Annotated in this window: 8 protein-coding genes and 1 pseudogene; 6 read left to right on the top strand and 3 right to left on the bottom strand. The window is 69.5% G+C overall.

Annotation, left to right across the window (positions count from 1 at the left end):
- Positions 1-401 precede the first annotated feature (401 nt).
- From I2W78_RS00645 to I2W78_RS00635, 3 genes are read left to right on the top strand one after another with little or no spacing between them, the layout of a single operon-like run.
- Positions 402-1064 (top strand): isochorismatase family protein, encoded by a 663-nt coding sequence (locus I2W78_RS00645; RefSeq protein WP_196455987.1) that lies wholly within the window; start codon positions 402-404, stop codon positions 1062-1064.
- A 1-nt stretch (position 1065) separates the two neighbouring features.
- Positions 1066-1827, top strand: coding sequence for an SDR family NAD(P)-dependent oxidoreductase (locus tag I2W78_RS00640; protein WP_196455985.1), 762 nt, complete (start codon positions 1066-1068; stop codon positions 1825-1827).
- A complete protein-coding gene (locus tag I2W78_RS00635; protein WP_196455983.1) occupies positions 1824-3038 on the top strand; it encodes an MFS transporter in 1215 nt (404 codons plus the stop codon). Before I2W78_RS00640 ends, I2W78_RS00635 begins: the two co-directional genes overlap by 4 nt.
- A 49-nt stretch (positions 3039-3087) precedes the next feature.
- Here the strand turns inward: I2W78_RS00635 and I2W78_RS00630 are convergent, their stop codons facing one another.
- Positions 3088-5772, bottom strand: a complete 2685-nt coding sequence (locus I2W78_RS00630; RefSeq protein ID WP_307783567.1) for a LuxR C-terminal-related transcriptional regulator — start codon at positions 5770-5772, stop codon at positions 3088-3090.
- A gap of 812 nt (positions 5773-6584) precedes the next feature.
- Here I2W78_RS00630 and I2W78_RS00625 point away from each other — a divergent pair.
- On the top strand, positions 6585-7868 hold the full coding sequence (locus I2W78_RS00625) for an epoxide hydrolase family protein (RefSeq protein ID WP_230885281.1): 1284 nt from the start codon (positions 6585-6587) through the stop codon (positions 7866-7868).
- Between the two features lie 76 nt (positions 7869-7944).
- On the opposite strand, the gene I2W78_RS00620 is transcribed toward I2W78_RS00625, so the two are convergent.
- Together I2W78_RS00620 and I2W78_RS41555 are read right to left on the bottom strand one after the other, a co-directional pair.
- Entirely contained in the window at positions 7945-8529 is a 585-nt protein-coding gene (locus I2W78_RS00620) for an ATP-binding protein (RefSeq protein ID WP_307783566.1), read from the bottom strand.
- A gap of 15 nt (positions 8530-8544) precedes the next feature.
- A pseudogene (locus I2W78_RS41555) lies at positions 8545-8799 on the bottom strand (hypothetical protein); the annotation flags it as partial.
- An 823-nt stretch (positions 8800-9622) separates the two neighbouring features.
- Between I2W78_RS41555 and I2W78_RS00610 the strand changes: the two are divergent.
- Together I2W78_RS00610 and I2W78_RS00605 are read left to right on the top strand one after the other, a co-directional pair.
- Complete coding sequence (locus tag I2W78_RS00610) at positions 9623-12742, top strand: GH92 family glycosyl hydrolase (protein WP_307783565.1); 3120 nt, start codon at positions 9623-9625, stop codon at positions 12740-12742.
- Between the two features lie 162 nt (positions 12743-12904).
- Positions 12905-13120 (top strand): hypothetical protein, encoded by a 216-nt coding sequence (locus I2W78_RS00605; protein ID WP_196455975.1) that lies wholly within the window; start codon positions 12905-12907, stop codon positions 13118-13120.
- Positions 13121-13165: the final 45 nt, after the last annotated feature.

The raw sequence follows: 13165 nt of genomic DNA, 5'->3' as shown, positions 1-13165 counted from the left end.
TGGACGATGACGGTGTCCTCGATGGTCATGCCGAGCTCGGCCGACCGTGGTAGGTGCGCGGGATCGACTCGTCGGTGAAGGTTCCGTCCTCGGTGAACATCGCGAACCAGCCGACGACGTCCTGTGCCCCTCGTCAGCGCCCATCCTCGCGCGCGGCCAGGTGAGGGGCCATCGCCAGAATCCGGTGAGCGCGTGCGCCGCCCCGCCGGCTGCCCGTGGGAGCCGCGGGGAGGGTTCGGGATCGACGCGGCCACGGGTCCGCTCCGTGCACTCCGGCCGAATCACCGGGTTCAGGTGATGTCCGCTCACCTGCCCCAGCCAGACCCTGTGGCCGCAGCACACGCCATGCAACTCGCCCCGCGGGCCACCCCCTGCGGCTGACCGAGACAGAGGAGAACTCGATGACGAAGGACTTGGGCGTCTGGACCGCCGAGGACAGCGCCTTGGTGCTGATCGACTACCAGAACGAGATGTTCGAGGTCATCCGCTCGGAGACCGACGCCGACCTCGTCGAACTGAACGTCCGGCTGCTGGCCAGGGCGGCCAGGGCATTCGACATGCCGATCGTCCTGTCGACCGTGGGAGTGCGGTTCGGCATCAACGGGCCGACCCTCCCGTCGATCGTCTCCGAGCTCGACGGCATCAAGCCGATCGACCGCTCGTCGATGAACGCCTTCGAGGACCACGCCTTTCGCGAGGCCGTCGAAGCGACCGGGCGCAAGAGGCTGATCATCGGCGGACTCCACACGGAGATCTGCCTGACGTTCGCAGCCGTCCAGGCGCTGAAGGACGACTACGAGGTCATGTACGTGACCGACGCCGTCGGCGGGCGCTCGCAGACCGCGCACCGCACCGCCATCGACCGGCTGGCGCACGCCGGCGCGGTTCCCACCACGGCGCTCGCGGTCACCACCGAACTGTTCCGCGACTGGGCGTCGCCGTTGGCCGGCCCGGCTCGTGACGTCATCTTCTGGTACTTCAACGAGGTTCCCCAGCTGACCGCCGACATCGGCGTCGCGGAAGCGGAGAAAAGCGCCGCAGCCGCGTCCCAGCAGGGAGCCTGACATGACGGGCCGACTCGCCGGCAAGGTCTGCGTCATCACGGGCACCGGCGGAAGCGTGGGCCGCGCCACCGCTCTGGCCTTCGCCCGCGAGGGCGCCCTGGTCATCGGCTGCGATGTGGCGGTCGAATCGGCAGAGGAGACCGTCAAGATGGTTCATGCCGAGGGTGGCCGGATGGAGTCGCTCCAGCCGTGCCACCTCGACGATCCCGCCGAAAGCAGCCGGCTCGTCGAGTTCGCCGTGAGCCGGTTCGGCCGCATCGACGTCCTGTTCAACCTCGCCGCCAGAGCCCACTTCAACTGGCTGGAGGACGTCACCGACGACGACTGGGACGACGCACGCCGCGACGAAGTCGACCTGGTCTTCTACCTCACCCGTGCGGCATGGCCGCACCTGAAGGCCAGCCGCGGAGTCGTGGTGAACATGGCTTCCCTGAACGGATCCCTCAGCTTCAAACAGCTTCCAGCCCTGTCCCACACGACCAACAAGGCCGCGATCATCGGTATGACGCGCCAGCTCGCCCTGGAGGGAAGCCGGCACGGGATACGCGTCAACTCGATCTCGCCGGGGCTGATCGAGAGCAACGCCACCCGAGGGGAGCTGGCGGACGGCGAATGGGCCCGCCAGATGGTCGACCGCACTCTCCTGGGCCGGTTCGGCCAGCCGGAGGACGTGGCGAACGTCGCCCTGTTCCTCGCATCCGACGACAGCTCCTACGTGACCGGAATCGACCTCGTCGTCGACGGCGGCATGAGGGTCTGGTGACCGATGCGGTCTCCCGGAGAGGGAGGTTCGACGGCTTCTGGACCGTCGCGTTCGCGTTCCTGATCGTGATGGCCTTCGCGACCCTGCCCAGCCCGCTCTACGGCCTCTACCGTGCACGAGAAGACCTCTCGGCCTTCACGATCACCGTGGTCTACGCGGTCTTCGCCGCCGGTACGATCGCCACCCTGCGGGTCGTCGACGCCGTGGCCAGGCGCATCGGGCGGCGGGGCGTGATGCTCGGCGCCGTGGCGACGATGATGGTGGCGTCGGGCCTGCTCGCAGCCTGGAAGGACCTGCCCGGGCTCCTCGGCGGGCGCCTGCTCACCGGGGTGTCCGTCGGCCTGGCCGCCGGCACCGCGATCACCTACCTCGTCGAGCTGCGGGTGCGCGCGGATCCCACGGCCTCGGTGGCCCGGGCACGGACCATCGGCACGTCGGTGAACGTGGGCGCACTCGGCGTCGGGCCACTGATCGCCGGCTGTCTCGCGCAGTGGGCGAGATGGCCACTGACTCTGTCCTACCTCCTGTTCGTCGTGCTGGGGGCAGTCGCCCTCATCGGCCTGGCCGGTACGCCCGAGACGGGTGCGCCGCCCCCCGGGCCGGTCGCCGACCGCGGTGCGGCTGATTCGCCCGGCTCGGTCCGGCTCCCCGTTCCGGCCGCGGCCGCAGCCCTGGCGGCCTTCTCCGCGATGGGCTTGTTCGCCGGGCTGTCGGGACTCTTCCTCGCCACCACCCTGCACCGACCGTCACCCGCGCTGTCCGGCGCGACACTGTTCCTGGTGTTCACCTGCGGGGTGGCTTCCCAGCTGGCAACGGCCAGGATGCGAGCCCCACAGGTGCTCGCTTCCGGGACGGCCTCCATGCTCGCCGGTCTCGTCCTGCTTGTGGTCTCTGTTCGTCTGTCGACGCCCAGCCTCACGCTCTTCCTGCTCGGGGGTGCGCTGATCGGCGCGGGCGCCGGTGCGGTCTTCAGGGGGACCACCGGTATCGTCCTCGAGGCCACCGCGCCCGAAAACCGTCTCGCGATGACATCAGCTCTGCTCATCGCACTCTTCGTGGGACTGTCCGTACCTGTGATCGGCGCGGGAGTCGCCCTGAACCAGGGGGCGAGTCCGCCCGATACCGTCCTGTGGTTCGCCATCCTTGTCGGGCTGGGCATCTCCCTGTCGGGGTGGGTGTTGTTGGGACGCCGGCCCTCCGCCGAGCGCTGAGCGGCCCGCGACAGGTGTCCCGTCATCGCCGGGATCCGATGACAGTCGGCTACCGCGGGACTTCCCCGTCAAGCAGCTGCAGTTCCCGCGCACGGCGCACCGCCGAGGAACGTTCGGTGGCCTGAAGCTTGGCGTAGATGTTGCGCACGTGGGTGTTGACGGTATGGACGGACATGGACAGCTCGCCTGCGATCTCGGGCCGGGAGAGGTTTGTCGGGAGGTAGCGCAGGACCCGCCGTTCCGTGGGACTGAGTTCCCGGATCGGCGGCGCCGGGGGCATCGCGGCCAGGGACGATCCCTGGATGACATCGAGGATGTCGCTGCGCAGAGCGGCATGGGCCGACCGGCCGCGCGGCATCGCTGCGAGGAGGTCGCCTGCGCCGCTCATCACGAAGGGCAGGACGAGCCGTTCGGGCTCGGCGAGCGCGAGGGCCTGTTCGACGGCTTCGTGGGCTTGCTTGTGCTCTCCGAGTTCGCGGTGCGCGAGCGCCGCCAGTATCCGCGCCTCCACGACGGTGGCGACATGGACGACGGAGGCGCTTGCGTCGATGACGGATGCGGTCGCGGCGAGTGCCCCGGCCGGGTCGCCTTCGGCCAGGCAGATCGACGCCCGGGCGTTGCAGATCTCACCCGAGTCCATCAGTGGGCTGCCGAGCGTCTCCAGAGCGATGCGGGCGTCAGCGGATGCTCCGAGGCGGGCCCGGGTGGCCAGCAGCCACCCGGTCACATACCCCGCCAGGGCGTGCGGGTGTGACAACTGCGCTTGCAGATCCTGCGCCCGGGCGAACTCCCGCGCGGCCTCGCGTCGCCGGCCGCGACCGGCATGGAGCATGCCCTTCACGAGGTGGAGCAGGGTTCCGACGTCCGCTCCGCTGTCCGCCTGCAGAGCCACATCGGCACGCGGCAGGGTGCGCTCTGCGTCGTCGAACTCACCCATCCAGATCATCGAGCAGACCAGGGTGATCAAGGCCGGCGCGACAATCGAGGCCGTGCCCCAGCCGTGCTCCTCGGCCAGGGCGATCGCCTCCTGGCAGCGCCGCCGCGCGTACACGAAGTTGGTCAGCTTCGAGGCGAAACCCAACTGGGCCAGGCAGGCCACCTCGAGGTACGGTCGGCCGATCACGCGGGCCAAGTCGGCGCCTTCGCGAAGACGGCGCTCGCCGTCGGAGGCCCCCAGCGCCCAGGCTTCGACGGTTCCGAGGTTCATCAGGGCCACGACCCGCAGGTCTCCGGCCAGCGCGATCTCTTCGTCGGATTCGCCGTCCGGCGGGGAGATGAGGGACTCCGCGTGACGTATGACTTCCGCGAGGTCTCCGCGCCGCCTGGCCAGGGACAGGCTGAGCGCGGCGATCACAGCCCGGAGCCCTTGTTGGTCGACTTCAGCCGCGGATGCGACGCAGGCGTCGGCTGCTGCCAGGTGAGTGGCGGCCTCGTGGAGGCGTCCGTGGACCAGGCCGATCATGGTGCGGACGACGCTCAGTTCCGGCAAGCCTGCCCCGGTGCGCGCCGGGAAAGCGTCCAACAGCGCCTGCATGGTTTCTTCCTGGCCGTCGAGCATCAGGCCGAACGAGTGTTTAGCGAGTAGTGCCGCGGCCTCGGGCCAGTCTCCGGCGGCCTGCAGGTGCCGGACGGCCTCGATGGTCTGCCCGTGTTCCGTGAGCCACTCGGCGGCCCGTTGGTGCAGGGCGGGCACTTCGTCCGGCAGGAGCCGGCGCAGCTCCAACCGCAACAGGTCGGCGAACATCTGGTGATAGCGGAACCAGGTCCGCTCCGGGTCGAGCGAGACGACGAACGCGTTCGCGTCTTCCAGGCCGAGCAGGATGCGTTCGGAGCCGGGCCGGCCGGTGAGCCTGTCGGCCAGCTCGCCGTTGACGCGCTGCAGGATCGAGGTCCGCAGCAGCAGGTTCTGCACCTCGTGCGGCTGCCGCTCGAGCATCTCGGCGAGCAGGTACTCGGCGACCGTGCGGCTGCTGCCGGTGAACTCGGCGACGAAGCGCTCGGGGTCGGGGTGGCCGGTGAGTGAGAGCGTGGCGAGTCGCAGACCCGCGGCCCAGCCTTCGGTGCGCGCGTGCAGCCGAGCCACGGCGGTGTCCGACAACGCGATTCCCGTCACGCCGAGCAGCGCTCGGGTCTCGTCCTTGCTGAAACGCAGGTCCGCCGCCCGCAGCTCCGCCAACTGGCCGGCCAGGCGCAGGCGGTGCAGTCGTAGCGGCAGATCCCGGCGAGTCGCCAGGATCGCGTGGACGTCCCCGGGGAGGTTGGTCAGCAGCCGGCTCAGGTGGACGAAGGTCTCCGGGGAGATCAGTTCATGGACATCGTCGATCACCAGGCAGATGCGACCGGTCTGCGCGGCGAGCTCCGACAGGATGCGGTCCACCACCGCCGCCCCGCTGAAGTCGGGTGATGCCGTCGATGGCTCGGCACTGACGGGATCTTCCGACAGGCCGCGTACCGCGTTCAGCAACGCCGGCCAGAAGATCTGGGCGTCCTGCTGGTCGCGCTGCACCTGAACGAAGACCAGCCGGTGCTGCTGCCCTCGGTGATCGGCCCAGGCCCGCAACAGCGACGACTTCCCGCTGCCGGCCGGCGCCGTGAGGACGGCCACCTTGCTGGACGCGGCGCGGTCGAGGGCAGCCACAAGATGCTTCCGATCGATGTGCCGCAGCCGACCGGACGCTCCTGCCGAGCCGCGGCGACCGGGTTTGTGCTGTGGCTCTCCTGTGGGGACCGACACGGGCCACTGGGTAGCAGCCGCGTGATCGGCCTGTCAACCAAACGACCCGGTTGTCCAGGCAGGAATACTCGCCGTCAATGTGGCCTGCTGGTTGGGGCGAGTGACGCCCTCGCCCCAACGGGGAGAGGGATGGGGACCGTAGGCAATGGTCCGAACCGGCCGCGGGCCGTCGTCGTCGGCGGCGTCCTGACGTGCTCCTCGTTCGGCGAAGGAACCTAGATGTTCAACGTTCAACCTCTAGGATACATGTGGATGACGTGAATGCTCAAGTGATTGGTCTGGGGTCGTGGTGCTCGCGAAATGGCCGCCCCTGACGCGTCGCGGCAGGTCGACGAGCGCGTCGACCCGTGGCTCACGTCGGCGGAGTCGGCCTCCTGGATGTCGGTGGTGCGCCTGGTCGCCCGGCTCTGCGAGTCATCGACGCCCAGCTGCAGCGGGACGCGAAGCTGGGCATTGTCGAATGCATGGCCTTGGACACGCTGTCCGGGGTCTCCGGTGGACCCTGGGGGTGAGCGTGTCGGCCGAGCGCACCGGTTTGTCGCCGTCCGGCTTTCCCGCATGCCGAGCGCATGCGGTGGTGGATCGGCCCGCCCGTGCGCCGAGAGCTCCGCGCCGATTGCTCGCGCTGGGGGTCTTGCGCGCCTGGATTACTTGAGTGTTAAAGTGATTGAGTCTGAGGGACCTGCGGGGCCTGGCTCATCGCCAGCCGCCCGGGGCCCGGTCAGGAGCCGTTCCGCCAGTGACACCCGGCCTCACCCGGTAATGAGCCCTCACCTCTGTATCCCGTTCAACGATTCTCAGGAGCAGCAGTCATGACCAAGCCCTTCGCGCGCCGCAGCGTGCTGCTGGCGACAGGAGCCGCGACCCTGGCAGTCTCAGCCGGGGTCGGGCAAGCCGCTGCGGCGACCTCCGCCGGTCTGCGAGATCTCGTCGAGGCCCTGCCCACCCCGTCAGGCGACGAGATCGTCCCGTTCAAGGTCCGCGTTCCGCAAAGTGCCATTGACGACCTGCGCAGCAGGTTGGCCGCCACCCGCCTGCCGGACCGGGAGACCGCCCCCGGATGGGTACAGGGCGCCCCGCTGTCCCGGGTTCGGGACCTGATCGGATACTGGCACGACCACTATGACTGGCGGCGGCTGGAGCGCCGGTTGAACGGCCTCCCGCAGTTCCGCACCACGATCGACGGCCTCCCGATCCACTTCATCCACGTTCGCTCGCGCCATCGCGGTGCTCTGCCGCTCCTCCTCACCCATGGGTGGCCGGGCTCCATCGTGGAGTTCCTCGACGTCATCGGCCCGCTCACCGATCCCGTCGCGTACGGCGGCAAGGCCTCCGACGCCTTCGACGTGGTCATCCCGGCGCTGCCCGGCTACGGCTTCTCCGGCAAACCGACGGAGACGGGCTGGGGGCTGCCCAGGATCGCCACCGCCTGGGACACCCTCATGACGCGGCTGGGGTATTCGAGGTACGTCGCGCAGGGTGGAGACTGGGGTGCCGGTGTCACCACCTGGATGGCCAAGCAGCAGCCGGCCGCCCTTGCCGCCGTCCACCTCAACCTTCCCATCCTGTTCGGCCCGCCGCCCCTGGAGGGCGACCCCACCCCCGCCGAACAGGAAGCGCTGAAGCAGCTCACCGCCTACTCCACGGACGGCTCCGCCTACGCGCTGCTGCAGGGGACCCGGCCGCAGACGATCGGGTACGGTCTGGCCGACTCTCCCGCCGGCCAGGCGGCTTGGATCTACGAGAAGCTCGGTCAATGGTCCGACAGCGACCTGGACCCCGACCGGCTCTTCGGCCGTGACCGGATTCTGGACAACATCAGCCTCTACTGGCACACGAACACGGCCGCATCTTCGGCCAGGCTGTACGCCGAGAGCTTCAGCACCGACTTCCGTACCCTCAACGTGGACGTGCCCGTCGGGGTCAGCGTGTTCCCCAAGGAGCTCTACCAGGCGCCGAAGGTATGGGCCGAGCGGACTTACAGCCACTTGTTCTACTGGAACGACGACATCCCCAAGGGCGGCCATTTCGCGGCCTTCGAGCAGCCGGATCTTTTCGTAACCGAGCTGCGCAACTGCTTCCGTTCCATGCGATAGCCGGTCCGCCTCTCGGCGACCACGGGGTTGGGAAAGAGCGGATAGCGGTCGCTGGGCGCCCGGTCGCTCGTCAGGATCAGGGACCGGCCCTGCCGCTCGCTGACCCGTTCGTTGAGGTCGTCGGCCTGGGCGGCGGTGAGTCGGCGCGTCGCGAAGTCGGCGAGGATGAGCACGTTGGGACGTACCAACTCGCGCAGTCGGCGAGGATGAGCACGTTGGGACGTACCAACTCGCGCAGTCGGCGGTCCCAGGCGCGGTCCGCGTGGCCGCCGGCCAGGTCCGCCAGGACCTGACTGGTCTTGGCGAAGCGGAGGTTGGCGCCCTGACGGATCGCGAGATGCCCGAGCGCCTGGGCGACGTGTGTCTTCCCGACGCCGACCGGCCCGAACGGAATGACGGACTCTCCAGTGCGCAGCCAACGCAGTGCGGCGAGGTCGCGGATCCGGGCGGCAGGCAGCCTCGGGGAGGCTGCGAAGTCGAACTCCTCCAGGGTGACCTGCTGCTCGAACTCCGCCGGGTGCAGGCGGGGTTGAAGGCGACGGTGTCGCGGCGGGCGTCCAGGGTCTCCAGCATGCCGGACAGCTTCAGCGCGCGCAGTGCGTCGCGCAGGGCGGTGTCCATGATGGTCATCACGCCACTCCTTCGTCGTGACGGTGGTCATCACGGTCGTCGTTCGTCATGTCGGCGGTCGCGGCGGTCGCGGCGGTCGCGAAGAGCCGCGCGGGGCCGTGCAGGAAGGCGGCGGCGGCTCGCCGTTGCCCGCGGTCTCGGGTGGGGGTTCGGTCTCGGTGCCGGCGACGAGGACGCGCTTGATGGTGCGGTAGGAGGGGTTGTCGACGAGGGTGGCCTTGGCGCAGGCGGCCTCCAGCCGCTCGTCGCGGTACTTCTTGCGCACACCGAGGACGCCCTGGCGTGCTGCGAGCTCCGCGATGTCTCGCTGCTGGGGAGTGAGTGGGAATCCGGTGGCGCCCGAGTCGCTCTCCCGGTGGGCGCCGGTGGCCCGCGGTTCCTGGGTCGCTCGACGAGCCCAGGGCATGGCGCCCAGCTGCTGGAAGGTGTCCACCGCGGGGGCCAGGTGATGCCGGGCCTGGGTGGTCGCTTTGGCACGGCGCAGGTGCTCGCCGGGGTAGAAGTGGATCCGGGCCAGGTCGAACCAGCCACCGCTCTGCGGACCCTCGGCAGCGAGCGCCGTGGAGGCGAGGAGCAGCATCTTCAACCTCGGGGAGGTCACATCGAGGCCGGCCGTGCGGGCGGCAGCGATGTGGGCGCGGGCTTCGGCGCGCCGGCCGGCATGCACGGCGGCTTCCGTGAAATCCACCGGACGGCGCCAAGGCGCCCGTGTCCTCGTCTGAGAGGCAGGGCCCAGGCAGCCGCCTGCCCTGGTTACCGCCCTCATTGCCCCGTTTGCCTCACTGGCATCCGCATGCACCACATCTCCACCACATACTCCTGGATAGCGGGACAGCCTGAAAGGCAATTTGATCAAGGAGTGTCTCCATGACCGGGTCGAGCCGCCTGCGTGACCAGCGAGGTGGAGGTCCAGTGCCGCTGGTGGCGCGGAGTGAGCAGCTCGGGCTGAAGATCAGAGGCCATGTCCGCAGCCACCCCCGGCCCTGCCGGACCGCAGACATACTCGGGGGCTTCTGGGACTTCGCATGCCGGTGACGGCGGGAGCGAGACGATGGGGTCCGTTACTCCTGGCCCTGGCCGCCGCTGCGGGAATACCGGCAGCCGCGGCCAGGGGCCCCGTCGGGGTGATACCGGATGGCGGTACCAGCCCCCCGCAGGACCTCACCCAGTACGTCAACCCGTTCATCGGCACACGACCCGCCTCGAAGCACGGCGCGGGCAACACCTTCCCGGGCGCCGACGCGCCCTTCGGCATGGTGCAGTGGAGCCCCGACACCCACAGGTCGCAGCCCGGCGGCTATGCCCACACCGACGACAAGATCCGCGGCTTCAGCCTGACCCACCTCTCCGGCGCCGGCTGCGACGGCGCCCAGGACCTGCCGTTCATGCCCTACGCGGGCACAGTCACCACATCGCCGGCCACCGAGCCCGACACCTACCTGGACGGTTTCTCGCACGACGCCGAGTCGGCGCGCCCCGGCTACTACGGAGTCGAGCTCGCCTCCGGCACCAAGGTCGAGCTGACCGCGACACAGCGCTCCGGCGCCGGGCGCTTCACCTACCCCTCCGGCAGCACGGCGTCCCTTCTCATCAACGTCTCCGGCTCGATCGGCGGGGCGTCCGACGCCCAGGTGACCATTGACGAGGACCGCCGCACCATCACCGGCTACGTCGCCAGCGGCCACTTCTGCCGCAGTGACAACCGCTACCGCGTCTACTTCTCGGCCACCTTCGACCAGCCCTTCGCCACCGTCGGCACCTGGCACAACGACATCGTGACGCCCGGCGGCAAGGGCGACAGGAAGAGGCACGAGAAGGTCAGCGTCTCGGGGACCGGCTCCGGCGCCTACGTCACCTTCGACAACGCCCGGTCGAGGCCGGTGGGCGTCAAGGTCGGGCTGTCGTACGTGAGCATCGCCGGCGCCGCCGAGAACGCGAAGAAGGAGCAGGGACCGGCATCGTTCGACGCGATCGCCGAAGAGACCCGGATGAAGTGGAACTCCCGTCTCCGCCAGATCGAGGTCAGCGGCGGCACCGACGCCCAGCGGACCACGTTCTACACGGCCCTCTACCACTCGCTCCTCCAGCCCAACGTCTTCGACGACGTGAACGGCGAGTACATCGGCTTCGACGGCAGGATCCACAAGGTCGCCCACGGCCACCACCAGTACGCCAACTTCTCCGGCTGGGACATCTACCGCTCCCAGGTGCAGCTGCTCGCGCTGCTGGCGCCGGACGTGGCGTCGGACATCGCCCGCTCCATGTACAACCAGGCCCACCAGGCCGGTGACGTGTGGGACCGGTGGTCGGTCAACAACGACTTCGCGGGCGTCATGAACGGCGACCCGTACCACTCGATCCTCGCAAGCATGTACGCCTTCGGGGCCACCGACTTCCCTGCCAAGGCAGCCCTGGCTTCCATGGTCAAGGGTGCCACCACCCTCCAGAAGTCCAGCGCCCGTTACGTCGAGCGGCCCGGTCTCGCCGACTACCAGTCGCTCGGCTACGTACCCGGCGACGTGTCGACCACCCTGGAGTACACCACCGCCGACTTCGGCATCGCGCAACTGGCCGGACGGCTCGGCGACACCAGGACCCGGGCGAGGTTCATGAAGCGGGCGCAGAACTGGCAGAACCTGTTCAACCCCGCCAACTCCTGGCTCCAGCCCCGCAACCGCGACCGCTCCTTCGTCACGCCTTTCGACCCGGCCGATGCCAGTCGATATGTCGAGGGCAACGGCGCCCAGTACCACTGGATGGTGCCGTACGACCTCGCCGGGCTGTTCACGGCGATGGGCGGCAGCGACAGGACTGTCGCCCGCCTCGACGAGTTCTTCACCGAGCTCAACGCCGGGCCGCACAAGCCACATGCCTTCCTCGGCAACCAGCCGTCCCTGAACTCCCCCTGGACCTACGTCTACGCGGGCGCCCCCTATCGCACCCAGGACGTGGTCCGCCGCGCCGTCAACACCCTGTACGGTCCCGGCCCCGACGGCGAGGCGGGCAACGACGACCTGGGCACCATGTCGTCCTGGTACGTCTGGTCGGCGCTCGGCATGTACCCGCAGGTGCCCGGCCGCGCCGAACTGGTGCTGGCCAGCCCCCTTTTCCCGGCTGTCACCGTGCACCGCGACGGCGGCCGGTCAATAACGATCAAGGCACCCGGGGCGGACACGGACACGCGCTATGTGCACGCCTTGAAGGTCAACGGCACCCCATCCTCCAGGGCTTGGCTCCCGGAATCCTTCGTCCGGGACGGCGGCACCCTCGACTACACGCTCGGGGACACACCCGACAGGACCTGGGGCGCGGCACCGGAGGACGCCCCGCCGTCCTTCCGCGCCGGCGAGACCTCGTACTTCACCAGCACCGGCCCCGGACACGTGAAACTCCGGCCGGGTGGCGACGCCCAGCGCGCCAAGGTCACCGTGCGGTCCCTGAAGGACACCGGTACCACCGTGCACTGGAAGGCGGTCCCGCCGGACGGCGTCACCGTCACCCCGGTCGAGGGCGACATCACCGTCCCGCCACGCGGTACGGGCACGGCGAGCGTCCGACTGGCGGCGGCCGCGGGTACGACGGAGGGCTTCACCTCAGTACCGCTCACCCTCACCGGCCAGGACGGCACCGCGTTGCCCAGGACGGTGCTCGACGTCGTCGCCGGCAACCCGGGCAGCGTGCTGTGGAACCTCAACAACAACGGAATCTCGCCGGACGTCGCCAACCCGACCGGCGACTTCGACGGCGGCGGCGTCAGTTACTCCGCCAAGGCGCTGGCGGACGCGGGGGTCAGACCGGGCGGCAAGGTCACAGCCGGCGACTTCACCTTCACCTGGCCCGACGTCGGCCCCGGCGACCTGGACAACATCGTCGCCGGAAGTCCCCGCCAGACCCTCAACGTCAACCAGGGCAGCGGCACCCGGCTCAGCCTCCTCGGCGCCGCGAGCAACGGCTCCGCCACCGGCACGCTGACCCTTACTTTCTCCGACGGAACCGTCCAGAAGGAGCGGATCGGTTTCAGCGACTGGACCCTCGGAGGCGGCAGGCAGCAGCCCGAACACGACAACACGGTCGCCGTCACCACGGCCTACCGCATCGGAGCCGACGGCAGGGACGAGGTCGACACCCACGTCTTCGCCACCGCACCGATCACCCTCCCCAGCGGCAAGCGACTCGTCAGCGTCACCCTCCCGGAGAAGGCGGAGGGCGGGGCGATGCACATCTTCGCGGTCGCGACCGGCTAGCAGCGCGGCGTACGGCCGCGGGCCGATCCAACTCCGTGTGAGCGAAGCCAGGAACGGAGGGCCATCAGGGTGGTCGCAGGCCGTGTCGGGCGTCCGGCGCGGGCTTGGTTGCCCATGCTGGCCAGGAGCGGCGGCACTCAGTCCAGCGACAAGGAGCACGGCATGCCGGCAGATTCGGTCGGACGATTCCTGATGGCTCTGGACCCGGATCACCGGGAGGCTGTCAGGGCCAGGCCTCGCGAGGAACAGGAACGCCTCGCGGCCGCCTGGGAGCGGGAGCTCGAAGCGGACGACGAGCTCGACACCCTGGACGAGTTGTCGCCTCCGGCGGCGGAAGCCGAGGCCGCCCGCCGCGTCATGGAGCGCGGGACCGACTGAGGGCTTCTCAAAGAGAACGCTTCAGAACTTCAGGATCCCGCCTCC

The sequence above is a fragment of the Streptomyces spinoverrucosus genome, from assembly GCF_015712165.1.
Lineage (GTDB): Bacteria > Actinomycetota > Actinomycetes > Streptomycetales > Streptomycetaceae > Streptomyces > Streptomyces spinoverrucosus_A.
Note: the sequence above shows the minus strand (reverse complement) of the source record. Positions and strands in the feature narration are given on the sequence as shown.